Genomic DNA, 23,333 nt, shown 5'->3' on the forward strand with positions numbered 1-23,333 from the left:
GGGATCAGACCGCGAAGCTGGAGCCGCAACCGCACCCGGCCGCCGCGTTGGGATTGGTCACCTTGAACGCCGCGCCGCCCAGCGATTCCGCATAGTCGACGCTGGAGCCGCGCACGAGATCGAGGCTGATCGAATCCACCACCAGCTTCACGCCATCGGTCTCGACCTGGACGTCATCGCCCTCGATGCCGTCTGCGAAACCGAACTTGTACTGAAAGCCCGAACAGCCCCCGCCCTCGACCGAGAGGCGCAGGATGGCAGGCTTGCCGGTCTTGGCCGAAATCGCCGCGACACGCGCCGCGGCGGCGGGGGTCAGCGCGATCTCGGGCTGTGTGATCGTGGTCATGGAGTGGAGATAGGCGTGGGAGGGCATGGAGGCAATGTCGCCCTCGCCTTCAGGCCCATAAACGACGGGGGCGGCCTCTATGGACCGCCCCTCGCTCCCTCTCCGAACCGTGAAAAAGCTCAGTTGCCCTTGGCGGGTCCGCCCATGGCGGTGCCGGTCTGGCGATCCTGGATCGCGACCAGATACTCACCGTCCTGCAGGAACGGGATCGGGTTGACCGCCTTACCGTCGACGCGGACTTCATAGTGAAGGTGGCTGCCGGTCGAACGGCCGGTCGAGCCCATCAGGCCGATCAGCTGGCCGCGCTTCACGCGGGTGTTCGCCGGAACGATGATCTTCGAAAGATGGCCATAGCGGGTCTGGATGCCGCGGCCGTGATTGATCTCGACCAGATTGCCGTAGCCGCCATAGCGGCCCGAGCGGCCGACGACGCCATCGGCGGTCGCATAGATCGGGGTGCCGATCGCGCCGGGGATATCCACGCCGGCATGCATCGCGGCGGTGCCGCGGAACGGATCGGAACGCACGCCAAAGCTGCTGGTGAACTGGATATTGTCGACCGGCTGCATCGAAGGGATCGAAATCACGGTCTGCTCGAGCGTATCGAGACGGCGCCAGGTGACGAAGAGCGAGCGGAACTGCGCATCGGCTTCGGCGGTCGCAGCGCCCTCGTCGTTATCGACTTCCTCGAACGGGCCGCCCATGCCGCCCTGCACGATGGCCGGAACGTAGCGATTGGGGTCGAGGCCGAGGCGGCGGATCTGCGCCGCGGTCTGTTCGAACCGGGCTTCGCCGGTGGCGCGGGCCTGAGCTGCGAGAACGACCTGACGGGCTTCGAGCTTGCGCAGCGGCTCGAGCACTTCCTCGGTCAGCGCGCTGGTCTTGAGATGGGTGTCGGAGGGGATTTCACGGGTGACCTTGGAACGGTCGCCCTCGCCGGTGGCGGTCAGCTTGATCAGTTCCTGGCGGGCTTCGACGCGATCGGCGTGGATCTTGGCGGCCTGCTTGGCGGCTTCGACGTCCGCCTGCATCTGATCGACCTGGGCGCGCATCTTTTCCATCTGCGCTTCGGGGGTCGATGCCTCGCCGGTAATGCCGCTCAGCGAGACGACGCCGACCATCGCCTGAGCGACGCCATAGCTGGAGAAGACGATCGCGATGCCGGCGACGCCAGCCAGCACAGCCTGGGTACGGCCGGCGATGCTGAAGCGGCGCAGATCGCGGCCGTCATGGAAAATGAAATCGCGCGTCGTGAAGAATTCGCGGAACCGGGCGCCGAGAGACGCGTTCTTGTTGTTCGAAGCGTTAGCCATGTTTCCCCGGCAACCCCAAAACAGCAAACGCGCCAGTTAGCGACCCGGCGTTTGCCCTAAATCTCGAATGTCTCGACTGCAGCCCCTCCGCGCCGTGACCGCGATTGTGTGACTGATTCAATCATCTGTCGGCAAGAGGCTGGTAGTATTTGCGGGTCAGACCGGCTGACTCGCGCGCCGAGTCGTTGAACGGAGCCTTAATCAAACCCCTGTAATAGCGCGTTACTAGGTGTTGCCACGTAGCCTCCGGCTCCAGCTTTTCCGCACTGCACACCGATTCGAACCAGCGTGTTCCGGCACGGACATGATGGACTTCATCGTCCAGAATCCGCGTCAATATGCGCGCTGTCGTGGAATCGCCGACCGCCGAAAAGCGTTCGATCGTGGCCGGCGTGACATCGAGTCCCCTGGCTTCCAGCACCATCGGCACCACCGCGATCCGGCCGAGTACGTCGTTCGCAGTTGCAGCAGCGGCGTCCCACAGCCCGTCATGCGCGGGAAGCGCACCATAATGGCTGCCGAGCGCGACGAGTCGCCGTTCCAGCAGCGCGAAATGGATCGCCTCCTGCGCGCCGACCCGCATCCAGTCATCGGCAAAGGCGCGCGGGAACGCTTCGCCGAACCGCCCGGCCATGTCGAAAGCCAGGTCGATCGCGGCAAATTCGATATGGGCGAGCGCGTGGATCAGCGCGATGCGGCCATGCTCAGAACCCTTGCCGCGCTTCGGCATGCGATTGGGTGGCAGCAGTTCGGGGCGATCCGGACGTGCGGGCCGATCCGGCATCGCGACGTCGAAGCGATGATCGAGCCGCCCGAGCCGCCAATCCAGCGCAGCCGCACGCGCCGCCTTCACCTTGGCACGCGGCTCCGCGGTCGTGAGGACGGTGCGGCAGGCCTGGGCAAGACTGGTCATGATCGTACGGCCTGCGCCCGCGAATTGCGGGTCAGCGAGTGAGTTCGCGAACCGATTCCAGCACTTCGATGGCGTGTCCGGGCACCTTCACCCGGCGCCACGAGCGGAACAGCTTGCCTTCGGAATCGAACAGGAAGGTCGAGCGATCGATGCCCATATATTTCTTGCCGTAGAGCTGTTTCTCGACCCACACGCCGAACGCCTGCATCGCGCTGTCGTCGGTGTCGGTCGCCAGCGGCACGGTCAGATCGTATTTCGAGATGAATTTCTGGTGCTTGATCGCATTGTCCTTCGACACGCCCAGGACCGACGCGCCCAGCGCCTCGAACTCGGGCATCAGCGCCGAGAAATCCTGTGCTTCACGGGTGCAGCCCGAGGTGTCGTCCTTGGGATAGAAATAGAGGATGAACGGGTGGCCGACATGGTCGCGCAGCGCGATGTTGCCGCCGCCGGTGCTTGCCAGCTCGATCGCCGGGATCTTGTCACCTTCCTCGATTGCCATCTGCGTCTTCCTCAACTCCGGGCGCGGATCGCGGCCCAGCATGCGCGCACCTCCTGCCGGACCCGGTCCAGCTCCGCAACCACCTCGTCCCAAGTCTCGACGCCGACAGCGCGCGCGACCAGCGGGCGGGTGGCCGGCGAAGGCGGCTGGCTGTCGGGCGCGACGAGGCGTAACGTGACCAGCAGGCGCGTGAGGAAATCATGCGCGCCGAGCATGCCGGGTGCGAGATGCCCTTCCCTAACCAGTGCATCGATCGCATCGGGCAAATAGGAAGCGAAGGCGGTGCGGTGCTTGAGCTGGAGCGTATGGACCGCGAACTCCAGATCGACGAGCCCGCCGTCGAGCAGCTTGGCGTCGAGCGGCCCCTTCGCCGGTTTATGGGTCGCCATCTCCTCCCGCATCTTGCCCGCTTCCGCGATGACGTCGCGGTCCGGGCGCTTGCCGCCCAGCACCTCGGCGATCACCGCGGCAACCTGAGTACGCGCTTCAGGCGAACCGAACACCGGCCGGGCACGGGTCAGCGCCATATGCTCCCAGGTCCAGGCATCTTCCTCCTGATAGCGGCGGAAGCCGTCGAGCGAGACCGACAGCGGCCCTTGCGCGCCAGAGGGACGCAGGCGGGTATCGACTTCGTAGAGCGGGCCGGACGCAGTCGGCACCGACAACGCGCCGGTGATCCGCTGGCTGAGCCGATTGTAATAGGTGACCGCGCCGAGCGGCTTCGCGCCGTCGCTCTCGGCCATGTGATCGCCGGTGAACAGGAAGATCAGGTCGAGGTCAGAGGCGTGGGTCAGCGCCTGACCACCCAGCCTGCCGAGCGCCAGGATCACCAGCTCGCTGCCGGGGACGCGGCCATGCGCGATCTCGAACTCGTCGATCGTGGCCCGCGCCAGCGTCTCGATCGCGGCTTCGGCAACACGGGCATAGCCTGCGGACACGGTGAGCGGATCGCTGGCGCCCGCGACCACCTGAGTGCCCAGTGCGAACCGTTTCTCGTTCACCAGCCGGCGGACATGATCGAGCTGCCACTGATAGTCCCCGCCCCGCTCGCGCCGGCGCATCTCGGCAACGAGATCGGCAACGCTTGCGACCGGCTTGAGCGCACTCGCGTCGATCAATCCATCGAGCAGTTCGGCGCGCCGGCCCAGCGCATCGGCCAGCGTCGGCGCGTGGCACAGGATGGCGCTCATCAGACGGGCCAGCGCGGGCTGGGCCTCGAGCAGGCGGAAGAAGTTGATCGCGCTGGGCAGCTTCGCCAGCATCGCGTCGAACCGGGCGATGGCATGCGCCGGATCGGGCGCCTCTCCCATCGCCTGGATCAGTCCGGGCAGCACCGATTCGAGCGCCTCGCGTGCCGTGGAAGTGCGCAGCGCGGGGTAGCCGCCGCCGCGCCACGTCTCGATCAGGCGCAGCGCATTGGCGGGGTCCGGGAAGCCCGCCTCCGCCAGCCGTTGTTGCAGCGTATCCGTATCGCCCGAAAGCCGCTCCGATCCGTCTCCGGCGAGATCGTCATAGACCCGGCCCACGCGATCGACATGCGGGCGGAGCGAGGCGATCAGCGCGTCGGTATCGCACCCGTCCAGCGCCGCGACATTGGCCAGCGCGGCGGGATCGGCCGGCAAGCTGTGGGTCTGGCGATCGTCGACCATCTGCAAGCGATGCTCGACGGTGCGGAAGCGTTCATAGGCGGCGATCAGCGCCGACGCATTCTCGGGATCGATCCACCCCGCCCCGGCCAGCGCCGCCAGCGCGTCGCGGGTCGCGGGCGCCCTCAGCGCGGGATCGCGACCGCCATGGATGAGCTGGTGGATCTGCGCATAGAATTCGACTTCGCGGATACCGCCGCGGCCGCGCTTCAGGTCGTAACCCGGGCCGAACGCCTGCCCCTGCGCATGGTGATCGCGGATGCGGCGGCTGATGTCGTGGATCTCGCCGATCGCCCCGAAATCGAGCGCGCGGCGCCACACGAACGGACGGATCGCTTCGAGGAAATAGGCCCCCAGCCCCGCATCGCCGCCGCACGCGCGGGACCGGATGAAGGCGGCACGCTCCCATGGCAGCGCCTGGGACTCGTAGTAGGAGATCGCCGCCTCGACCGGCAGCACGATCGGAGTGACCTCGGGCGAAGGCCGGAGGCGCAGGTCGACGCGCAGCACATAGCCGTCCGCATCGCGTGCCTGAAGCAGTTCGACCATGCGGCGGCCGATGCGGACCGCGGCTTCGCCCGACTCTTCGCGCGGTTTGAGCGGCAAGGTCTCGGGATCGAAGATCAGGATCGGATCGATGTCCGACGAATAGTTCAGCTCGCGGCTGCCCAGCTTGCCGAGGCCGATCGCGGCGAAGCCCACAGGCTCGGCGTCAGGCGTGCGCTCAAGGATCGCGGCGCGGATCGCGCGGTCGACCGCGGAGTCTGCGAAGTCGCTCAGCAGGTTCGTGACGCGGGTCAGGCCGTAGCGGCCGGACAGATCGCCGATGGCCACCAGCAGCGCCAGCCGGCGGCGTTCCAAGCGCAAACGCCGGGCCGCCGGCAGATCGCCCTCGACCCGCGCCGCGGCGGCCGGATCGTCCAGCGCGGCCTCGAGTCCTTCGACAAGCGCCGGTTCGCGATCGAGCAGGTTGGTCAAAAATGGCGAATGGCTGCGAATTCGCGCAATTATGTCACACAGCGGAATAAGTTCTGATGTTTCCATTCTAATCAGCGCTCTTTGGCGGGAATTTGCTCTGCATCAAGAAACAAATCGGAAACTCGACCGTTTTACCTGCATGAAACGCCCTGCATCTTCTCCTGATGAAGCGCCCGGTTACCGGGTGCAAGCACCGCGACAGGGCGATGCCATCGGGCTGGCGCTGCGCGATGCCTATGAGCAGGATCTGGGCCTCCCCGAAGACATGGCCGCGATGCTCCGGCGACTGAACGGCGCCACCACCCGTCAGTACGGCTAAGACCAGCTTCCCAACGACAGATACGAAAACGCCGCCATTCCCGAAGGAACAGCGGCGCTTCTTTTTGGGTCCTGCGGATCAGCGTTCGCGGCTGAGATCGTCGACTTCGCCCATGATCGTGTCGAGCGCGCTCTTGCCGCCAGGATTGGCCGGGTGCGACTGGCGCGAGGGAAGCTGGCCCTCGCTCAGCAACTGCTCGAGCGCGACGCGACCGCGTGCCACGCGGCTCTTGATCGTGCCGACGGCAACGCCGCAAATCTCGGCTGCTTCCTCATAGGCAAAGCCGCCTGCGCCGACCAGGATCAGCGCCTCGCGCTGCGGCTGGGGCAGATGGAGCAACGCGCGTTGCATGTCGGTCAGCTCGATATGCCGGTCCTGGCTGGCGGGCGCCGCAAGGATGCGGTCCGCGACCAGATCGTCCCACTCGCCCTTGAAGCGCGCGCGGCGCATTTGGCTGAGATAGAGATTGCGCAGGATGATGAAGGTCCAGGCCCGCATGTTGGTGCCGGCCTGGAACCGCTTGCGCGCGGCCCATGCCTTCAGCAGCGTTTCCTGCACCAGATCGTCGGCGGTATCGCGATTTCCCGACAGCGAGCGGCCAAAGGCGCGCAGATGCGGGATGACGATCGCAAGCTGTTGCTTGAATTCGGGATCGGAAAGCGAGACGTGCTCCACCGGAGCCTCGTCGTGCGATCCTTCCTCAGCTGAATCATCCGTATGTTCGGATTCAGTCATTAGACCCCGTTCATTGATACGCGCCGCAAAGCGGCTGTGATTGGAGATAGGGCGCGCGACAGCGCTTGCCAATTGCATCGATCAACCTCCGCCGGGCTAGGCGTAGAGGATGATGGCAAAGGCGATAATGACGAGGACCAGCCCGAAACCCAGCACGTAGCGCGTCACATGGGGTGTCGCGCCCGCGCGGGCATCTTCGGTGTCCAGGTGAATGGGTTCGTTGTTCTCAGCCATACCCCATCAACCCACGAAAACCGTTTTGGGTCCGTATCATATGGAACCCGAGACGATTTTTCGTGGGCTGGATGCGGTCAGCCGTTGGCGGGAACCGTTGCCTGATCGAAGAACAGCGCCTGCGCGATGGTGGTCTTCACCGTCTCGCGCTGGAAGGGCTTGGTGATCAGGAAGGTGGGTTCCGGACGCTCGCCGGTGAGCAGGCGTTCGGGGAAGGCGGTGATGAAGATCACCGGCACGCTGAACTCGGCGAGGATGTCCTTCACCGCGTCGATGCCCGAGCTGTCATCGGCCAGCTGGATATCGGCGAGCACCAGGCCCGGCCGCTCTTCCATCGCCAGCGCGACCGCTTCGTCACGGGTAACGGCGACACCGGTCACTTCATGGCCCATGTCGCGAACGATGGTTTCCAGATCCATCGCGATCAGCGGCTCGTCCTCGATCACCAGCACGCGCGTGCGCGTCTGCGATTCGATTTCGGAGATGGCGTCGGCGACCAGACCCGAGACGTCGTTAGAATCCTTGCCGATCAGATAGCCGGTATCCTCGATGCTGAAGCCTTCCATCGCGGTGAGCAGCAGCGCCTGACGCGACAGCGGCGCGAGACGGGCGAGACGCTTGCGCGCGATCGCTTCCGGCTCGCTCGGCTGATCCTCGCCCGAATCGCTCTCTTCGAGATGGGTGGTCTGCCAGATCGCCTGGAAGGTACGATACAGACCCAGCCGCGGTTCGATGTCGCGCGGAAATTCTTCCGGTGCTGCCACGATCGCCTCGAGCGAGGCGCGGACATAGCGGTCGCCCTCACCCTGGCTTCCGGTAAGCGCGCGCGCGTAGCGGCGAAGGAACGGCAGGTGCGGTGCGAGTTGCTGACCAAGCGACATAAGCGATTGTTTCTCCCTCGGAACGTTCCGGCTTGTCGCGCCGGCGAACCGTCTTTGCAAATGTTTCGTGCGGACCGAAGGATACCCCCCGCGGTTTTCGCATCGCATGTGGAACAAACGACGCGCTCTTTGGTTTCATCGCATAAGCCGCTTCGTGTGGCTTTCGCACCGCCGGGCACTTGCGTCCGGCGGCGTTAATTATATTTTCCGGTCGCGCTTGCGGCCGGGGATGGTCGACAATAGTCCGGGGGAATGGTGCGTTCCGCAAATGATCCGATGAAGAAAACGCCATCAAACAAGGGCGGAGGCGGAAGCGATCGCACCGGTAAAGCGGTGGGAGACGCCTTGCGCGAAGCCTATGACGAGGCAATCGGCGAGGCGATTCCGGCAGAAATGCTCGATCTGCTGAAGAAGCTCGACTAGCCCTTCATAATGGAAAAGCTGGATCTTCCGCCGCTAGGCCAAGGGCCGGCGGCGGCGTTTGCGCGCATGCCGACGGGCGCGAAGGTATTCCTGATTCTGGTGGGCGCCCTGCTCCCGCTCGCGCTGATCGCGCTGTTCACCACGCTCCAGACCACCCGCAGCGCTGACGAGGAAGCGCGCGCGCGGCTGAATGCCGTGGTCAAGGAAAGCTCCGGCGTGCTGGCCAATGTGCTGGCCAATCATGTCGGCGAGTTGCGCGAAGGCCTTGCGGCGCTGGAACGCGACCGCGGCGATGCGCCGAGTTGCACCCGGCTGGCCGGGGCCTTTGCGTCGCTCTCCGAAGGCGGGACACGGTTCGCGATCACCGACGGCCGCGGCGCGGTGCTGTGCGGCCAGCGGCTCGCGATCACCGGCGTGGCGGTGCTGAAGCCGGGCGAAGTCGATGCCGCGCTGGTCGACAAGGGGCTGGCGCTGCGGGTCGGCGGGCAGTCCGGCGCCAGTGCCACCGCTTATTATCCCGTCGCCGCGCTGGCCACGCTCGGCCGCCCCAGCGGCTTTGTTCCCGAATATGGTTCGGCGCTGGTCAAGGCCGATGGCGGATCGCTGACGTTGCGTACGCTCGGGGATGGCCCCCTTACCCGCCGCGAGACGATGCGTGCGCAGCTCGGCGTCGACGATCTGATCCTGCAGATGTCGATGCCGGGCGCGCCGATCGCGTCGCCGCTGATGATCGCCACCGTGCTGCTGGTGCTGATGTGGATCGCCGCCTCGGCGATCGGCTGGTTCGTGGTCGACCGGCTGCTGATCCGCCCGCTGCGCCGCCTGCGCCGCGTGGTGCGCGCCTATCAGCCGGGCGAAGTGATCGACCCCGCATTTTATGGCCACCTGCCCGCCGCCGAGATTCGCGAGCTGGGCGACACGTTCCGCGACATCAGCCGTACCGTGCAGCTTCACGAAGCCGATCTCGCCGAGGGACTGGTGCGCCAGACGCGGCTGACCCGCGAAGTGCATCACCGGGTGAAGAACAATCTGCAGGTCATTTCCAGCCTGATCAATTTCCACGCGCGCGGCGCCAAGGGGCCGGAAGCGAGCGAGGCCTACGCCTCGATCCAGCGCCGGGTCGACGCGCTCGCCGTGGTCCATCGGCACCATTATGCCGAGATGGAGGAAAATCGCGGGATCGAGCTGCGCCCGGTGATCGGCGAACTGGCATCGAACATCCGCGCCACCGCCCCGCCTCAAGCCGCCGGGATCGGCATCACGCTGGAAGTCGATCCGCTGCTGGTGACGCAGGATACCGCGGTCGCAGTCGCCTTCCTGATCACCGAGATCGTCGAGCTGGCGATCACCTGCAATCCGGCAGCACAGGTCCGCATCTCCGCCAAGGCGCTGCCCGAGGGCGACCGGGCGGTGGTGCGGGTCAGCTCACCGGCGCTGGTCGACAGCACCGAGCTGCAGACGTTCCTCGAGAACCGCTATTCGCGCGTGATGACCGGCCTTGCGCGGCAGCTGCGTACCCAGCTTCATCACGATCCGCTGACCGGTGCCTATGAGGCAAGTATCGCCGTAAACGGACGCCCCTGACGCGAGATAAGCCGAGGTTTCGGCCTGAAATAGCTGGAAATACTCCGGAAAAAATAATTCAAAATTTTTTTGAAAAATACGGAACCCCGGAGCGCATTGACCGTTTTACACTTCGGATAGTGACCTTTTGCCCCCCCGCTCTCGCTATCCAAGACATGGGCCCGGAAGCGTCAACCCTCCCCCCCCCGGTGACGCTTCCGGGCCTAACACTTTTCCAGACCATCGATATCCGATCCGCCGTTCCGGGCTGCGCTTTCGTTCGCTCGCGGAACGATTTGGCGCGTCCGGGCTTTCTCCTCCCGACCGTTTCAACGGATCAGTGGAGACAAGACATGCGTAAGATCCTGACCCTCGCCGCGCTCGGCTGCGCGTTCGCCATTTCGGCCTGCAACACCATCGAAGGCGTCGGTCGCGACGTTTCGTCGGCAGGCGATACCGTCGCCCGGACCGCCGACGACGCCAAGTGAGGTAATGAATGGCCCCTCCCCGCACGGGAGGGGCTTTTCGCGTCAGGCCTCGGACTCGACCCGGCTCTCGCGCCGATTGCGGGTGAACTTGATGGCCACCAGCGCGAGGAAATAGAGACAGCAGAGCGGTATCGCGAGCAGCAGCTGCGAACCGACATCCGGCGGGGTCAGCACCGCGGCGATCCCGAAGGCACCAACCACGGCATAGCGCCACGCGCCCTTGAGCTGTTCGTAGGTTACGATGCCGGCATGCTCAAGCAGCATCAGCAGCACCGGCAGCAGGAACGACAGCCCGAAGCCGAAGATGAACTGCATCACGAACTTCAGATAGTCGTTTACGTCGGGCAGCGGCGTCTGGGTGACGCCAGTATCGCCCACTTGCCCCTGGAAGCTCAGCAGGAATTTCAACGCGGTCGGGATCGCGATGAAATAGGCCATCGCGGCGCCCGCGGCGAACAGCACCGGGGTCGCCAACAGGAATGGTAATAGCGCGCGCTTTTCCTTGCGATACAGGCCAGGCGCGACGAACTGCCACAGCTGATTGGCCACCACCGGAAAAGCGATCATCAGCGCCGCAAAGAAGGCGATCTTGATCTCGACGAGGAAGCCGCCGAACACCTGCGTATTGATGATCGTCAGCTGGCCCGCGGCCTTTAGCGGGGCGACCAGAATCGCGAAGATGGATCGCGCGAAATACAGGCTGCCGGCAAATGCCACCGCAAGCGCGAGGACGGACCAGAGCAGGCGGCGGCGCAGTTCGATCAGGTGATCGAGCAGCGGAGCTTGCGTGTCGTCGATCTCCGCGCCGCTCACGACGCTGCCTTTGCGCGCGGCTTGCGGGTCTTCGGCTTGGGCGCTTCGATCGTTGCACCGGCCTTCGGCGCCGATTCGGGAGCTTCGATCAGGTCGCTGGTCTTGGGCTTGCGTGCCCGCGGCTTGGCCTTGGGCTTCACTTCGGGTTCCGGAGCGGGCTCGGCTTCCCAGCTGTCCTTGATAACCGGTTGCTCGGTCATCAAGGCCCCGCGATCGAGCGGATCGGCGGCCAGCGCCTGCTGTTCGGGCGAGAGATAGGTCTGCGGCGCGGGCAGCGACTGGGTGGGCGGATGATCGCGCATGATCCGCTCATTTTCCTCGGCCCACTGCTTCTGCAGGTCGGCGAGTTCGGATTCGCGGATCATCGTGTCGATGCCGCTGCGGAACTGGCGCGCGACTCCGCGCGCGCGGCCGATCCACTTGCCGACCACGCGCATCGCCTTGGGCAGATCCTTGGGGCCGATCACAAGCAGCGCCACGACGGCCACCAACAGCAATTCGGTAGGCGCGACGTCCAACATGAAAGACTGCTATCCGATCATTCGTGTCCGGGGCGGCTAAGGCAGCACACCCCGGCAGGGAGGCTTACTGCTTCTCGGCAGTCCGCGCAGCTTCGGTCTCGACGGTGGGGGCCGGAGCCGCCTTGCCTTCGATCTGGGTCGGAGCGGCCTTGGCTTCGTCTTCCTCGGCCATGCCCTTCTTGAAGTTCTTCACGCCCTTCGCGACGTCACCCATCATCGCCGAAAAGCGACCGCCGCCCAGCAGCAGGATGGCGATGCCGCCGAACAACAACCAATGCATCAGGCTAAAGCCGCCCATGGCAAATTCTCCTTGATTCCGGCCCTATCTAAGGCGCGGACCCTGTTCCAGCAATGCGTGATTACCCTGTTCGGGATGGCACGAGTGCGATGCGCCCTATTCGTCGTCGGTTACAGTTTCGATTTCGGCCTCCGCCGCCTCTTCCCCGGCCTCCAGCGTCTCGAACGCGAGATCGACCGGATCGAGCAGGCCGGCGGCACGCAGATCATCGATCCCGGGCAGATCGCGGCGGCTCGCCAGCCCGAAATGGGTGAGGAAGCCGGGCGTGGTAGCATAGGTCAGAGGCCGCCCGGGCACCTCGCGGCGACCGGCGGGGCGGACCCAGCCTGCCTCCATCAGCACGTCGATCGTGCCCTTGCTGATCTGCACGCCGCGGATCGCCTCGATCTCGGCGCGGGTCACCGGTTCGTGATAGGCGATAATCGCCAGCGTCTCGATGCCCGCACGGCTGAGCTTGCGGCTCTCCTCGCGGTCGCGGCGCAGCAGATGGGCAAGGTCTGCGGCGGTCTGGAAGTGCCAGCGGTCACCGCGCCGGACGATCTCGACCCCGCGCCCGGCATAGATGCCCTCCAGCTCGGCCAGCGCCGAACGGACATCGGCTTCAGCCCCGACATGCGCACGGATCTCGTCCACGCTCAGCGGATGCTCGGCAGCGAACAGCACCGCCTCGACCGCGCGGGAAAGATCGTCGGGTCCGGTCATGCCTCGGCAGCCTTGAGATAGAGCGGCGCGAAGGCCGATTTCTGGCGCAGTTCCACCCTGCCCTGCTTGGCCAGTTCCAGCGCCGCGACGAAGGACGAGGCGAGCGCCGACTTGCGATAGGTGCCGCTCGCGCCTTCGGGCAGGAAGGTCTCGATGGTCGACCATTCGATCCGCGTGCCGACCAGCCGCGCGACACGTTCGATCGCTTCGTCGAGCGTCATCACGTCGCGCACCGCGACGACATGCATCACCGGGCGGGTGCGGGCGCTGATCCGGCCATAGGCGGCGATCAGATCGTAAATCTCGGCTTCCCAGCGCGCCTTGCGCAGGACCCGCAGGCCCTCGGGCTGGCCACGGAAGAAGACGTCGCGGCCGGTACGGTCGCGGGCGGTGAGGCGTGCGCCGGCTTCGCGCATGGCGTTGAGGCGTTCGAGACGGAGTTGCAGGCGAAGCGCCAGTTCCTCGGGGCTCGGTGTCTCCTCGGGGTTGCGCGGGAGTAGCAGCGCGGACTTGAGGTACGCCAGCCAAGCCGCCATCACGAGATAGTCGGCGGCGATCTCGAGCTTCAGCTCACGCGCCTGCTCGATGAAGGTGATGTACTGATCGACCAGTTCGAGGATCGAGATGGCGCGCAGATCGACCTTCTGGCTCCGCGCAAGCGTCAGCAACAGGTCGAGCGGGCCTTCCCACCCGTCGATATCGATCCTGAGCGCTTCGGCGGCGTCTTCCATGAGCGAAGTTAAGCAGGTCCGTCAGGCGAGCGCCAGCAGGGCGTCACGCTTCGCGATCAGCTCCGCATAGTCGGCCGCCTCGCATCCGCCCGCGACCGTCGCCATCGCGCGATCGAGCCGGGTCAGGCATTCCGGGGTGGCGTCAGGCAGCAGGCCCGCGATCTCGATCATCTCGTCCATCCGCGCCCAGCAATCGAGCACCACGTCGCAACCCGCCGCGAGCGCCTTCGTGGCTTTCTCACCCGGCGTGCCGCTGAGCGCCTTCATGTCGATATCGTCGGTCATCAGCAGCCCGTCGAAGCCGATCCGGCCGCGGATGATGTCGCCCACCACCTTAGACGAGAGCGTCGCGGGGTTCTCCGCGTCCCAGGCTTCGAACACGACATGACAGGTCATGCCCATCGGCGCGCCGGCATTGCTGGCGAACGGCTCGATATCGAGTTCGAGCTGGGCGGCATCGACCTTCACGCGGGGCAGTTCGAGATGGCTGTCCACCACCGCGCGGCCATGGCCGGGCATATGCTTGACCACGCCGACGACCCCGCCGCGGCGCAGGCCCTCGACACAGGCCTGGCCCAGAGCCGCAACGCGCATCGGCTCACCGCCGAACGCGCGGTCGCCGATGGCGACGGTCACTTCGGGCTGAGCCACGTCGAGCAAGGGCGCGCAATCGACGTTCACGCCGACTTCGGCGAGCATCATGCCCAGCGCCTGATAATTGGCGCGAGCCGCCTCGATCGCGGAGACCGGCGCGGTGTCATACAGCGGGCCGAACGCGGCGCCTGCCGGGAAGGCAGGCCATTCGGGCGGGACCATGCGGCTGACCCGGCCGCCTTCCTGATCGATCAGGATCGGCACGTCGTTACGGCCGGACAGCTCACGCAGGCTGTCGGTCAGCGCCTTCATCTGCGCACGGTCGCCGCAGTTGCGCTTGAACAGGATATAGCCGAGCGGATCGGCGTCGCGGAAGAAATCGCGTTCTTCCGGGGTCAGTTCGAGACCGGAGACGCCGAAGATTACGGGCTTCATGCCCTCCGCTCTAACCCAGCCGATCCAACTTCAGAAGGGGTTCAATTCGCGACGTAGCAGCTTGCCCGGCCGGCCTGCAGCTTCGCGCAGACTTCCTTGGCCTGGGTGTTGCTGCCGGTGTTGACCCGCAGGCGATAGACCGGCTTGCCGTCCTTCTCGCCACGCTCGATCGAACGGCCGAGCGGCGCGAGCATCGGGAAGCGGCGCGAGAGATCGGACCATGCCGCCTCGGCCCCCTGCTGATCGGGGAAGGCGCCAAGCTGGATCAGCGAACCTGCACCGGCGCCAGAAGCCGGGGCCTGGACCGGAGCGCCCGGCGCGCGAGCCTTGAGGTCGCCGCCGCTCTGCGGCACCGCGACCGTGGCGGTCTTCGTGCCCGAGACCGAACCATTTGCCGGAGCCGCGACCTTCTGGCCGTCGATCGGGGTTTCGGGGCCGGCATTGGTATCGACCGCAGCATTGGTCGTCGTGCCCTCACCGGTGGCAAAGGCGGCACCGCCCTCGCCTTCGACCTTCATGCCGCCGGCATCGTCAGGCTTGACCTTGTAGTCGCCCTCGGCGGCTTCGATGAGTTGTCCGTTGCCGGCCAGCCCCTGCTGGGTCTGATACCACCAGGCACCAAAGACGATCGCGCCCACCACGGCCAGCGCGAGGATGATCAGCAGCAGGATCCGCCAGATCGACGGGCCCTCGCGATAATCCTCCTCGACCGATTCCAGCCAGGGGAGGCGGTCATCGTCACCGAAGCCGGCCTCCGAACGCTTACTCATTTTCCTACATCTCCTGGACGGCTTCCACGCCCATGATTCCCAATCCGTTCCGCACAACCTGCCCGATGGCGCGCGCCAAATAAAGCCGCGCGCACGTTAACCTTACCTGATCGGCCAAGACGAAACGGCGCTCCGGATTGTCGTTCCCAAGATTGTAGAGCGAATGGAACTCGGCTGCCAAGTCATAGAGATAGAAGGCAATACGATGCGGCTCACGCGCGGCGGCCGCAGAATCGACGACGCGCGGGAACTGCGCGGCGACCTTCGCCACCGCCAACTCGCGTGTATCAAGCAGAGACAGGTCCACATCGGGACACTCGATCCCCGCTTCCTGAGCCTTGCGTTGCATCGAGTTCACCCGCGCATGGGCATACTGGACGTAGAAAACCGGGTTCTCCTTCGACGTCTCCAGCACCTTGGCGAAGTCGAAATCCATCTGCGCATCGGCCTTGCGGGTGAGCATGGTGAAGCGGACGACGTCCTTGCCCACTTCCTCGACCACATCGGCGAGGGTGACGAAATTGCCCGAGCGCTTCGACATCTTCACCGGCTCGCCTGCACGCAGCAGGCGAACCATCTGGACCAGCTTCACGTCGAACTTGGTCTTGCCGCCGGTCAGCGCGGCGACGGCGGCGACGATCCGCTTCACCGTGCCGGCATGGTCGGCGCCCCAGATGTCGATCAGCTGATCGGCCGATTGCGCCTTCTGGTAATGATAGGCGAGATCGGCGCCGAAATAGGTCCAGCTGCCGTTCGACTTCTTGATCGGGCGATCCTGATCGTCGCCAAATTGCGTCGAGCGGAACAGCGGCAGCTCGACCGGTTCCCAATCGTCGGGCAGCTCGCCCTTGGGTGCTTCGAGCACGCCGTCATAGACCAGCCCCTGCTCACGCAGCCACTTCTCGGCAGCCTCGGGCTTGCCCTCGGCCTGAAGCTCGGCCTCCGACGAGAACAGGTCGTGATGGATGCCGAGCTGCCCAAGATCGTGCTTGATGAGCACCAGCATCGCCGCGACCGCGGTCTTGCGGAACAGGATCAGCCACTTGCTCTCGTCCGCGCCGACGAACTTGTCGCCATATTCGGCAGCGAGCGCCTGCCCGACCGGCTTCAGATAGTCGCCGGGGTACAGCCCTTCCGGGATCTCGCCGATATCCTCGCCCAGCGCCTCGCGGTAGCGCAGGTGCGCCGAGCGGGCGAGCGTGTCGACCTGACCGCCCGCGTCGTTGACATAATATTCGCGCACCACCTTGTGGCCGATGAATTCGAGCAGGCTGGCCAGCGCATCGCCGACCACCGCGCCGCGGCAATGGCCCATATGCATCGGGCCCGTAGGGTTCGCCGAGACATATTCGACATTGACCGTAACGCCCTCACCCACGCCCGAGCGGCCATAGCCGCCGCCCATGTCGAGGATCGCGGTCAGCTCGTTGCGCCACGCATCTTCGTTCAGCGTCAGGTTGATGAAGCCGGGACCGGCGACCGATACCGCCGTGACTTCGCCGATCTTCTCCAGCTCGGCGACCAGCTTTTCGGCCAGCGCGCGCGGGTTTGTGCCCGCCGGCTTGGCAAGGACCATCGCGGCGTTGGTGGCGAGATCGCCATGGCTGGGATCGCGCGGCGGCTCGACCGTGACCGCGCGTCGCTCCAGCCCCGCCGGCAGATCGCCCGATGCGACAAGGGCATCGAGCGCGGCGTCGAGATGGGCAGCGAAACGGGTGTAGAGCGTCATTGCGGTTCCAATGGTTGCGTGGAAGCCGCGCCCTTAGCGGATGCGGGATGGCGAAGCAAAGCGGCGCTCGTGCTCCGGGGCCGGGCAATGCGAAGGCGTTTCCGCCGATCGGGGTGATCGGCGAATGTCACAAGAGTCACAATCGCTGCGCGTGCGCCGCGCCTGCCCGGGCACGCCCGCACGCGAATGGTCGCGATGGGGCGCCCCGCATCGAGGACGATGCAGGAGAATGGATGCCGGGGAGTGTTCGAAGCTTCGGGAAAATCATCTAGAACAAAATGAGAACTTTGTCAAGGCTTTTTGGTGCCGAGCCGCTTTGCCCAGTCGATCCGGGTGAGCGCGACCAGCCCCGCCAGCATGACGATCTGGAGGGCGATGCCCCAGGGACTGGTGAAGCCTTCGGCGAAGATGTCGCCCATGTCGGATTGCTTGAGCGTCCGCGCACCGAAAGCGTAGATGGTGTAGGAAACCGTCCGGCCGAGGAAGAAGGCCGCGGTAAAGCTCAGCAGCGGAATCCGCGCCAGCCCGACCGCCATGAACAGCTGCCCCGAGGGTAGCGGCGACAGCGCGAACAGGCCGAGGCCGATCCAGACATTGTGCTTGCGGCTCTGGATCGCTTCGCGGGCGGCCTCGAGATTGGCCTGCATCTTCTTGGAGAGCTTTCCCGAGAACAGCCGCGCGCCATAGGCCAGACTGAGCCGCCCGAGCGCGGAGGCCGTCGCCGCGACCGCGACCAGTGCCCAGATCGGGAGATCGTGGTTCAGCTCGAAGAAGACGATGATCGACCAGGTCGGCGGGCCGAATGCGGGGAGCAGGTTCACGCCGAAGACGATGGCGAACAGGGACAGCAGGACCATCGCCCTGTGGTGCGGGGAAATGGGCGTGGGTGCAAGGGGATGGGTCAAGGATCAGCCGCGCTGGCGCAGCGAATGCCGCCATCATAGCCGCTACGAGTGAAATGCCCTCAAGCGCGTAGCGACGCGAACCAACTTTGCGCGAATTCTTCCTGATTTCGAACCGACGCAGGGATCACGTCGTGCCCTTCGTCGAATATGTTCACCAAGTCCGATGCCTGTTCACCGGTTTCGATTTTGTAGGCCGTCAATCCAAGTCCCATGTCGCGTGACATTCCAGACGGCCATACCTTGAGACTGGCACCATAGCAGAACGGAATTAGACCCATCGGCTCGAGCACGCGCTGCCTGATCAACTGAAGCGCATGAAAGAAATCGGGCGCATCGACGATATGCGTTTCGCCCCGCACGACGCAGGTCAGTCGGCAATCGTCCCCCTCATCATCGGTAGCAAATGATACCGCCTCGTCATCATCGCCACCGATCACGAACACCGAATAGGCTTCCAAAGCCGCCTCCCCCTTGGAAATCCTCCAATACTAAACCCTAGCCAGTCCGTCGATCAGCTTGGCGCGCTGGGCTTCGGGGAACAGGGCGGCCATCGCGCGGGTGCCGTCGACGCCGTAATGGCCAGCGACGGCGCTGCCGATCACGGTGTCGAGGCCGAGCGTGGGCTTGAGATCGCGCCCTTCGTACAGCGCGGCATCGCTCAGGCCCGGCCAGTCGGCGATCACCCGGCCGCCATTTACCGCGCCGCCCATCAGCATCGCCATCGATCCGGTACCGTGATCTGTGCCACCGGTGCCGTTGACCTTCACCGTGCGGCCGAATTCGGTGGCGACGACGACCATCGTATCCTTCCACAGCGGCCCGAGGCCCGCCTTCAGCGCGCCGATCATCCCGTCGAGACCGCGAAGCTGGGTGCCAAGGCGGCCGCGTTGCTGGGCATGGGTGTCCCAGCCGCCGGTTTCGATCATCGCGATGCGCGAGCCATTATCGGCGGCCAGCAGCTTGGCCGAAAGCGTGCCCAGCGCGATGGCGTTGCGGCCATTATCGGCGGCGAGATCGCTGGTGACCATCCGCGTGGCGGTGGCCTGTTCCCATGCCGCGTGGAGCTGGGGATCGTCCTGATACATGGACGAGACGCGCATCAGCAGATCGTCCGACGCATCGGGCAAGGCGCTTGGGGCATAGCTGGCGACCTCGACCTTGCCGCGCAGCGCCATCGGCACGGTCGCGGCGATGGCGATCGCCCGGGCCTCATCGGGCGGCAGCAGCGAGAGCATGCGGTTCAGCCAGCCGGTCTTGACCTGATAGGCCGCGGTGCCACCGGTCTCGAGCACATTCTGTCCGTCGAAATGCGAGCGGTCGCGATAGGGCGAGGCGACGGCGTGGAAGAACATTGCCTCCTTCGCCGCATAGAGTCCGGCGACATTGGTCATGTTCGGGTGAAGCGCGAACATCGAATCGAGCTTCGGCGCCGACGCGAAATCCTCGGCCAGCGCGCCGCGCTGACGCACGAAGGCGGGATCGCCGACCGGAGCGAGCGTACCGAGACCATCGGCCGCGCCGCGCTGGATGATGAAGACGAAACGCCGGTTGGTGGGCGCTGCTGCGAACACCGCCGTGCCGCCCAGGCTGGTGGCAAGGACGACCGTGCCGGCGGCAGTGACGAAAGTGCGACGATTCAGCATGACCTTATCTCCGCATGAATTCGGGGGCGACGAGCATCAGGGCGACGCCCTGGCCGGGGCTTTCGGCGCGGGCGATGGCCTGCGTCGTCGAAGGGCTGAGCGCGCCGGGGAAGAGTTCGGCAGCGCGAGCGCGGGCGTCGAGCGTGTCGCGGGTGCGCTGGGCCATACGTTCGGCCACCTCGACCCGGCGCATGATCGCATCGGGCCCGGCCCAGCTTGCCGCCACATCGTCCCAGCCCGCGGGCGAACCCGGCTGCCAGACCGGCTGGCCGAGCTGACGCAACAAATTCTGTGCAGCGAGCGGCTGAAGCTCGCGCGTGCCGAGCGCGCGATAGGAAGCGATGGTCCAGTCCCATGGGGTGCGGAACTTGGCCTGTTTCGGTTCCCATACCTCGGACGCGTCGATCAGTGTGCGGTACAGTGACGCGAGATCGCCACCGGTGGCGAGGAAATTGCGCTCCAGCTTCGCGACCAAAGTGGCGGGCGGCTCGTCTCCCGCGAAGTGGCGGGCGATCTTGGTGGCGATGTGCCGCGCGGTGGCGGGGTGGACCGCCAGCATATCGAGCACCGCCGCGGCCTGCGAATAGCCCTGTTGCGACCATTGCTTGCCCAGGATCGTGCGCGTGCCGGGTTCGTGCAGGCGTTCGGCGAAGACGAAATCACCGGGATTGCCTTCGACTCCGGCGAAGCGCGCGCCGGGGCCGCGGCCAAGGCCCGAGACGGTCCAGCCGGTCATCGCGCGGGCGAATTCGGTGACGTCGGCCTGGGTATAGACGGTGCGGACGCCCAGCGTGTGCAGCTCCATGATCTCACGCGCCAGATTCTCGTTCAGGCCGGGCTGTTGCCGGGCCTGACGGCGCTGGGCGAGCTGGCCGGCGATGGAATTGGGGCCGACCGACTGGGCCTGATCGAGATAGAGCAGCATCGCCGGATGCCGCTCGACCGCGAACAGCATGTCGCGGAACTTGCCCAGCACATGCGGGCGGATCGCGTCGAATTCGAGCTGGCCGGAAAGACCGATCACCGTCAGCTTGTCGGCCGAGACCGCGAAATGGTTCGCCCAGAAATGCACCATCCGCTCGACGAACGGCGCGGGCGTATCGAGCGAGGCCATGCAACGGGCACCGACCGAGGCGGCATAATAGTCGCGGCCCTGACGGCGGGCGAACTGGCGGGCCTGCTGGACGGGATCGCGGGCGGCGTTGCCGTCCTCCATCGCGGGCGCATCCTGCATCTGCGCACCATCCTGCATCGGCGGGTTGCGACGACGGCGCATCTGGCCGTTGGCGGGCGCCCCCTGCCCCTCTTGCATCGTCATGGACGGATCGCTGCCGGTGGCAGCGGGCGGGGTGTAGCCAGCGGCGCGGCGCTGGCCGGGGCGCTGGGGCATGTCGCCCGACTGGCGGCGCTCGCGCTGCTGTTCGCGTACGTCCGCAAGATAATCGGCAAGGTTGGCGGCGATCACCGAGGTGGCGGGCAGCGCGGCGATGGCCGCGGGCTTCGCGTCGTAGCGATCGAGCTGTCCGGTAAGCCATCGCTTTGCGTCGGTGACCGGCGGCTCCCCGGCGCGCGCGCCGAGACCGAAGCGATTGAGGGCGATGCTTGCGTCCGACATGGGCAGTCCCCTGAAGCTAGATCACCGGGCTAGAACGCACCTGTCGCAGAAGTGTGTCATCGGCCCGGTTCGTCGCCGGCACAAAACCTTTCGTCGATTGCGTGGCGTGCAATCACCATGGCCGCGCTTTGCGATTGCCGCATATGCTGCACTGCAACATTCTCGCGCACAGGCAGAGGATGCAGGTCTGGCTCTCATCGAACCGAGGGAGATAGACATGACCAAGCTTCTTTTCGCAGCAGCAGCCGCAACGCTCGCTTTCGCAACGCCTGCGATGGCGCAGGATGCCGTCACCAGCTTCACGCAGGATGGCGTGAGCTACACCTACACCACCAAGAAGGTCGGCGAACTGACTGTGATCGAGGGCCGCACCGCACCGGGCGGCGAATTCCGCCTCGAAGTGCGCGACGGGCGCGTGCGCGGCACGATGAACAGCATGCCGGTGTCGTTCGCAGTGCCGGTGCGCAAGGCTTCGGGCAGCCAGATCGCGTCAGCCAACTGATCGTTTCCGGGAGGCGCCGCATCCGCGCGGCGCCTCTCAGAACGCGTCGGGCAGGTCCACCGGACCGTAAATCTCGACATAGCGATTGATCGCATAGCGATCGGTCATGCCTGCGATGAAATCGGCGATGTGCCGGTTGCGTGCGGGCTGCGTCCCGGGCAGCGCGTCGCGCCATTCGGGCGGCATCCGCTTCGGATCCTCGGCATAGGCGGCGAACAGCCCGGCCACCACCTTGCGCGCCGCATCCGCTGCGTCGAGCTGGCTCTGATGGTGGTAAAGATTGGCATACATGAAACGCTTCAGCCCGCGCTCGGCATCGCGCATCGCGTCCGAGAAGCCGGCAAGCGCGATTCCCGCCGCACGGACATCGGCCACCGACTGTACATTGGTCGCCGCGACCCGGGCGCGCGTGGCGGCAATCAGATCGTTGACCATCTCGCCAATCTGCGAGCGGATCAGTTCGCCGGTCAGCCGCTTGGGCGCGACACCGGGGAAGCGCGCCTCGACCCGGCGCCAGCCCTCAGCGATCATCGGCACGTCCATCAGTTGATCGAAACTGAGCAGGCCCGAGCGCAGGCCATCGTCGATATCGTGATTGTCGTACGCGATATCGTCGGCCAGCGCCGCGACCTGGGCCTCCAATGAAGGCCAGCTGGTCAGTTCGAGATCGAACGCGGCATCGACCTCGGCCAGCGCCCATTGCGGGTGGCGGACCGGGCCATTGTGCTTGGCCAGCCCCTCCAGCGTGTCCCAAGTGAGGTTCAGCCCGTCCCAGCCGGGATAGGGCCGGTCGAGATGGGTGAGCGCACGCAGCGTGTGGCCATTATGGTCGAAGCCGCCCTGCCCCGTCAGCGCTTCCTTCAGCGCGTCCTCGCCGGCATGGCCGAAGGGCGGATGGCCGATATCGTGGGCAAGGCAGAGCGCTTCGGTGAGATCTTCGTTCAGCCCCAGTGCGCGGGCGATGGTGCGGCCGATCTGCGCAACTTCGAGGCTGTGGGTCAGGCGGACGCGGAAATGATCGCCGTCGGGCGCCATGAAGACCTGAGTCTTGTGGCGCAGGCGGCGGAAGCTGATGGAGTGGATGATCCGGTCGCGGTCGCGCTGGAACGCATCGCGCGGGCCGCGCGCGGTCCCGTTCTGTTCTTCGTGAAGGCGGCCGCGGCTGGCTTCCGGGTTGCAGGCCCAGGAAGCCCGGCCGGTCACCGGAGGTCCAGCTTGGTGATCTTCTGCCCGGCCTCGCTGGTGAAGACGAAGGCAGAAATATCCTCCTTCTTCAGCGTGTTGACGAAGGTCTGGGCTTCGGCATTGGTCTTGAACGGGCCGGCAAGCAGGCGATTGGTGGCGCGCACCGGCACCCACCACGCGGTCTTGCCGCGGAACGCTGCCGGAGCCTGTTTCGACAGGCGCTTCCACGTCGTCGGCAGCACATCCTCATTCGCGCCGCCCGCAACCTGAACCCAGATGCGCTTCGGCTCGGCCGGCGGCTTGGGCTTGGGCGGTTCCTTCTTCTTGGCCGGTGCAGGCGGAGTGCGCGCGGCCGCGGGTTTCGGCGCAGGCGCCGATGCGACGCGGACCGGCTCGGGCGCGGGTTCCGACGCGGTTTCGCGGACCACCGGCGCGGCGGGCGGAACCTGCATCGCGATGATCTCGGATTCGGGCACGTCGATATCGTCGACGATGCCGGCAAGGCGCTGATCCTCGCGGCCCACCCGCGCAGGCTGCTGGCGGCGGGTC

At 65.8% G+C, this 23,333-nt stretch carries 27 protein-coding genes; 5 read left to right on the plus strand and 22 right to left on the minus strand.

The features are described from left to right. Nucleotides 1-4: 4 nt before the first annotated feature. The 5 genes from erpA to P1X14_RS10845 all read right to left on the minus strand — a co-directional run bounded on the left by erpA (nucleotide 5) and on the right by P1X14_RS10845 (nucleotide 5,764). A complete protein-coding gene (gene erpA, locus P1X14_RS10825; RefSeq protein WP_277315371.1) occupies nucleotides 5-346 on the minus strand; it encodes an iron-sulfur cluster insertion protein ErpA in 342 nt (113 codons plus the stop codon). Between the two features lie 119 nt (nucleotides 347-465). Then, nucleotides 466-1,659, minus strand: a complete 1,194-nt coding sequence (locus P1X14_RS10830) for a M23 family metallopeptidase (RefSeq protein ID WP_277315372.1) — start codon at nucleotides 1,657-1,659, stop codon at nucleotides 466-468. A 121-nt stretch (nucleotides 1,660-1,780) separates the two neighbouring features. Continuing rightward, nucleotides 1,781-2,572, minus strand: coding sequence for a ferritin-like domain-containing protein (locus P1X14_RS10835; RefSeq protein ID WP_277315373.1), 792 nt, complete (start codon nucleotides 2,570-2,572; stop codon nucleotides 1,781-1,783). A gap of 31 nt (nucleotides 2,573-2,603) precedes the next feature. Further along, nucleotides 2,604-3,116: a peroxiredoxin gene (locus tag P1X14_RS10840; protein ID WP_277315374.1), complete on the minus strand. Its 513-nt coding sequence runs from the start codon at nucleotides 3,114-3,116 to the stop codon at nucleotides 2,604-2,606. Continuing rightward, a complete protein-coding gene (locus P1X14_RS10845) occupies nucleotides 3,086-5,764 on the minus strand; it encodes a bifunctional [glutamine synthetase] adenylyltransferase/[glutamine synthetase]-adenylyl-L-tyrosine phosphorylase (RefSeq protein ID WP_277315375.1) in 2,679 nt (892 codons plus the stop codon). The genes P1X14_RS10840 and P1X14_RS10845 overlap by 31 nt, the downstream gene beginning before the upstream one ends. Before the next feature lie 118 nt (nucleotides 5,765-5,882). Here P1X14_RS10845 and P1X14_RS10850 point away from each other — a divergent pair, with 118 nt between their 5' ends. Beyond that, nucleotides 5,883-6,017: a hypothetical protein gene (locus P1X14_RS10850; RefSeq protein WP_277315376.1), complete on the plus strand. Its 135-nt coding sequence runs from the start codon at nucleotides 5,883-5,885 to the stop codon at nucleotides 6,015-6,017. Nucleotides 6,018-6,095: 78 nt separating this feature from the next. Here P1X14_RS10850 and P1X14_RS10855 read toward each other — a convergent pair whose 3' ends face one another. The 3 genes from P1X14_RS10855 to P1X14_RS10865 all read right to left on the minus strand — a co-directional run bounded on the left by P1X14_RS10855 (nucleotide 6,096) and on the right by P1X14_RS10865 (nucleotide 7,867). Further along, nucleotides 6,096-6,752 (minus strand): sigma-70 family RNA polymerase sigma factor, encoded by a 657-nt coding sequence (locus P1X14_RS10855; RefSeq protein ID WP_277315377.1) that lies wholly within the window; start codon nucleotides 6,750-6,752, stop codon nucleotides 6,096-6,098. A gap of 96 nt (nucleotides 6,753-6,848) precedes the next feature. Continuing rightward, a complete protein-coding gene (locus tag P1X14_RS10860; protein WP_277315378.1) occupies nucleotides 6,849-6,986 on the minus strand; it encodes a hypothetical protein in 138 nt (45 codons plus the stop codon). 77 nt (nucleotides 6,987-7,063) lie between these two features. Continuing rightward, the gene (locus P1X14_RS10865; protein ID WP_277315379.1) at nucleotides 7,064-7,867 is read right to left on the minus strand and encodes a response regulator; all 804 of its coding nucleotides are present in this window, start codon (nucleotides 7,865-7,867) and stop codon (nucleotides 7,064-7,066) included. Nucleotides 7,868-8,119: 252 nt separating this feature from the next. Between P1X14_RS10865 and P1X14_RS10870 the strand changes: the two genes are divergently transcribed. The 3 genes from P1X14_RS10870 (at nucleotide 8,120) to P1X14_RS10880 (ending at nucleotide 10,341) form a co-directional block, all read left to right on the plus strand. Next, nucleotides 8,120-8,290: a NepR family anti-sigma factor gene (locus tag P1X14_RS10870; protein WP_277315380.1), complete on the plus strand. Its 171-nt coding sequence runs from the start codon at nucleotides 8,120-8,122 to the stop codon at nucleotides 8,288-8,290. A gap of 9 nt (nucleotides 8,291-8,299) precedes the next feature. Then, nucleotides 8,300-9,874, plus strand: a complete 1,575-nt coding sequence (locus P1X14_RS10875; protein WP_277315381.1) for a histidine kinase dimerization/phosphoacceptor domain -containing protein — start codon at nucleotides 8,300-8,302, stop codon at nucleotides 9,872-9,874. 332 nt (nucleotides 9,875-10,206) lie between these two features. Continuing rightward, nucleotides 10,207-10,341, plus strand: a complete 135-nt coding sequence (locus P1X14_RS10880) for an entericidin A/B family lipoprotein (RefSeq protein ID WP_277315382.1) — start codon at nucleotides 10,207-10,209, stop codon at nucleotides 10,339-10,341. 42 nt (nucleotides 10,342-10,383) lie between these two features. Here P1X14_RS10880 and tatC read toward each other — a convergent pair whose 3' ends face one another. The 12 genes from tatC to P1X14_RS10940 all read right to left on the minus strand — a co-directional run bounded on the left by tatC (nucleotide 10,384) and on the right by P1X14_RS10940 (nucleotide 21,097). Further along, on the minus strand, nucleotides 10,384-11,154 hold the full coding sequence (gene tatC / locus P1X14_RS10885; RefSeq protein ID WP_277315383.1) for a twin-arginine translocase subunit TatC: 771 nt from the start codon (nucleotides 11,152-11,154) through the stop codon (nucleotides 10,384-10,386). Then, the gene (tatB, locus tag P1X14_RS10890; RefSeq protein WP_277315384.1) at nucleotides 11,151-11,675 is read right to left on the minus strand and encodes a Sec-independent protein translocase protein TatB; all 525 of its coding nucleotides are present in this window, start codon (nucleotides 11,673-11,675) and stop codon (nucleotides 11,151-11,153) included. Before tatB ends, tatC begins: the two co-directional genes overlap by 4 nt. A gap of 64 nt (nucleotides 11,676-11,739) precedes the next feature. Then, on the minus strand, nucleotides 11,740-11,973 hold the full coding sequence (locus P1X14_RS10895) for a Sec-independent protein translocase subunit TatA (RefSeq protein ID WP_277315385.1): 234 nt from the start codon (nucleotides 11,971-11,973) through the stop codon (nucleotides 11,740-11,742). Between the two features lie 96 nt (nucleotides 11,974-12,069). After that, on the minus strand, nucleotides 12,070-12,675 hold the full coding sequence (gene scpB / locus P1X14_RS10900) for an SMC-Scp complex subunit ScpB (RefSeq protein ID WP_277315386.1): 606 nt from the start codon (nucleotides 12,673-12,675) through the stop codon (nucleotides 12,070-12,072). Then, on the minus strand, nucleotides 12,672-13,406 hold the full coding sequence (locus tag P1X14_RS10905) for a ScpA family protein (protein ID WP_277315387.1): 735 nt from the start codon (nucleotides 13,404-13,406) through the stop codon (nucleotides 12,672-12,674). The genes scpB and P1X14_RS10905 overlap by 4 nt, the downstream gene beginning before the upstream one ends. A gap of 21 nt (nucleotides 13,407-13,427) precedes the next feature. After that, nucleotides 13,428-14,435, minus strand: a complete 1,008-nt coding sequence (gene nagZ, locus P1X14_RS10910; protein WP_277315388.1) for a beta-N-acetylhexosaminidase — start codon at nucleotides 14,433-14,435, stop codon at nucleotides 13,428-13,430. Nucleotides 14,436-14,476: 41 nt separating this feature from the next. Next, complete coding sequence (locus tag P1X14_RS10915; RefSeq protein ID WP_277315389.1) at nucleotides 14,477-15,205, minus strand: SPOR domain-containing protein; 729 nt, start codon at nucleotides 15,203-15,205, stop codon at nucleotides 14,477-14,479. A gap of 4 nt (nucleotides 15,206-15,209) precedes the next feature. Then, nucleotides 15,210-16,934 carry an arginine--tRNA ligase gene (gene argS, locus P1X14_RS10920; protein WP_277315390.1) on the minus strand — a complete coding sequence of 575 codons (1,725 nt, stop codon included), beginning with the start codon at nucleotides 16,932-16,934 and terminating at the stop codon, nucleotides 15,210-15,212. 290 nt (nucleotides 16,935-17,224) lie between these two features. Then, nucleotides 17,225-17,791, minus strand: a complete 567-nt coding sequence (locus tag P1X14_RS10925; RefSeq protein ID WP_277315391.1) for a hypothetical protein — start codon at nucleotides 17,789-17,791, stop codon at nucleotides 17,225-17,227. Between the two features lie 107 nt (nucleotides 17,792-17,898). Continuing rightward, nucleotides 17,899-18,297, minus strand: coding sequence for a hypothetical protein (locus P1X14_RS10930; protein WP_277315392.1), 399 nt, complete (start codon nucleotides 18,295-18,297; stop codon nucleotides 17,899-17,901). Nucleotides 18,298-18,327: 30 nt separating this feature from the next. Then, nucleotides 18,328-19,482: a DUF1501 domain-containing protein gene (locus tag P1X14_RS10935; RefSeq protein ID WP_277315393.1), complete on the minus strand. Its 1,155-nt coding sequence runs from the start codon at nucleotides 19,480-19,482 to the stop codon at nucleotides 18,328-18,330. A gap of 4 nt (nucleotides 19,483-19,486) precedes the next feature. After that, nucleotides 19,487-21,097: a DUF1800 domain-containing protein gene (locus P1X14_RS10940; RefSeq protein ID WP_277315394.1), complete on the minus strand. Its 1,611-nt coding sequence runs from the start codon at nucleotides 21,095-21,097 to the stop codon at nucleotides 19,487-19,489. Between the two features lie 217 nt (nucleotides 21,098-21,314). Here P1X14_RS10940 and P1X14_RS10945 point away from each other — a divergent pair, with 217 nt between their 5' ends. After that, a complete protein-coding gene (locus tag P1X14_RS10945) occupies nucleotides 21,315-21,599 on the plus strand; it encodes a hypothetical protein (protein ID WP_277315395.1) in 285 nt (94 codons plus the stop codon). Nucleotides 21,600-21,635: 36 nt separating this feature from the next. Here the strand turns inward: P1X14_RS10945 and P1X14_RS10950 are convergent, their stop codons facing one another. Continuing rightward, complete coding sequence (locus tag P1X14_RS10950; RefSeq protein ID WP_277315396.1) at nucleotides 21,636-22,802, minus strand: deoxyguanosinetriphosphate triphosphohydrolase; 1,167 nt, start codon at nucleotides 22,800-22,802, stop codon at nucleotides 21,636-21,638. Next, nucleotides 22,799-23,333 (minus strand): SPOR domain-containing protein (locus P1X14_RS10955; protein ID WP_277315397.1); only part of this gene is annotated, 535 nt, incomplete at its 5' end. The genes P1X14_RS10950 and P1X14_RS10955, both read right to left, overlap by 4 nt.

The organism is Sphingomonas sp. AOB5, from assembly GCF_029433115.1.
In the GTDB taxonomy this organism is placed as follows: Bacteria; Pseudomonadota; Alphaproteobacteria; order Sphingomonadales; family Sphingomonadaceae; genus Sphingomonas.

Coding starts and splice junctions, on each gene's coding strand:
- erpA (WP_277315371.1), bottom strand. CDS start 346: ATGACCACGATCACACAGCCCGAGATCGCGCTGACCCCCGCCGCCGCG.
- P1X14_RS10830 (WP_277315372.1), bottom strand. CDS start 1,659: ATGGCTAACGCTTCGAACAACAAGAACGCGTCTCTCGGCGCCCGGTTC.
- P1X14_RS10835 (WP_277315373.1), bottom strand. CDS start 2,572: ATGACCAGTCTTGCCCAGGCCTGCCGCACCGTCCTCACGACCGCGGAG.
- P1X14_RS10840 (WP_277315374.1), bottom strand. CDS start 3,116: ATGCTGGGCCGCGATCCGCGCCCGGAGTTGAGGAAGACGCAGATGGCA.
- P1X14_RS10845 (WP_277315375.1), bottom strand. CDS start 5,764: ATGGAAACATCAGAACTTATTCCGCTGTGTGACATAATTGCGCGAATT.
- P1X14_RS10855 (WP_277315377.1), bottom strand. CDS start 6,752: ATGACTGAATCCGAACATACGGATGATTCAGCTGAGGAAGGATCGCAC.
- P1X14_RS10860 (WP_277315378.1), bottom strand. CDS start 6,986: ATGGCTGAGAACAACGAACCCATTCACCTGGACACCGAAGATGCCCGC.
- P1X14_RS10865 (WP_277315379.1), bottom strand. CDS start 7,867: ATGTCGCTTGGTCAGCAACTCGCACCGCACCTGCCGTTCCTTCGCCGC.
- P1X14_RS10870 (WP_277315380.1), top strand. CDS start 8,120: ATGGTGCGTTCCGCAAATGATCCGATGAAGAAAACGCCATCAAACAAG.
- P1X14_RS10875 (WP_277315381.1), top strand. CDS start 8,300: ATGGAAAAGCTGGATCTTCCGCCGCTAGGCCAAGGGCCGGCGGCGGCG.
- P1X14_RS10880 (WP_277315382.1), top strand. CDS start 10,207: ATGCGTAAGATCCTGACCCTCGCCGCGCTCGGCTGCGCGTTCGCCATT.
- tatB (WP_277315384.1), bottom strand. CDS start 11,675: ATGTTGGACGTCGCGCCTACCGAATTGCTGTTGGTGGCCGTCGTGGCG.
- P1X14_RS10895 (WP_277315385.1), bottom strand. CDS start 11,973: ATGGGCGGCTTTAGCCTGATGCATTGGTTGTTGTTCGGCGGCATCGCC.
- scpB (WP_277315386.1), bottom strand. CDS start 12,675: ATGACCGGACCCGACGATCTTTCCCGCGCGGTCGAGGCGGTGCTGTTC.
- P1X14_RS10905 (WP_277315387.1), bottom strand. CDS start 13,406: ATGGAAGACGCCGCCGAAGCGCTCAGGATCGATATCGACGGGTGGGAA.
- nagZ (WP_277315388.1), bottom strand. CDS start 14,435: ATGAAGCCCGTAATCTTCGGCGTCTCCGGTCTCGAACTGACCCCGGAA.
- P1X14_RS10915 (WP_277315389.1), bottom strand. CDS start 15,205: ATGAGTAAGCGTTCGGAGGCCGGCTTCGGTGACGATGACCGCCTCCCC.
- argS (WP_277315390.1), bottom strand. CDS start 16,934: ATGACGCTCTACACCCGTTTCGCTGCCCATCTCGACGCCGCGCTCGAT.
- P1X14_RS10925 (WP_277315391.1), bottom strand. CDS start 17,791: ATGGTCCTGCTGTCCCTGTTCGCCATCGTCTTCGGCGTGAACCTGCTC.
- P1X14_RS10935 (WP_277315393.1), bottom strand. CDS start 19,482: ATGCTGAATCGTCGCACTTTCGTCACTGCCGCCGGCACGGTCGTCCTT.
- P1X14_RS10940 (WP_277315394.1), bottom strand. CDS start 21,097: ATGTCGGACGCAAGCATCGCCCTCAATCGCTTCGGTCTCGGCGCGCGC.
- P1X14_RS10945 (WP_277315395.1), top strand. CDS start 21,315: ATGACCAAGCTTCTTTTCGCAGCAGCAGCCGCAACGCTCGCTTTCGCA.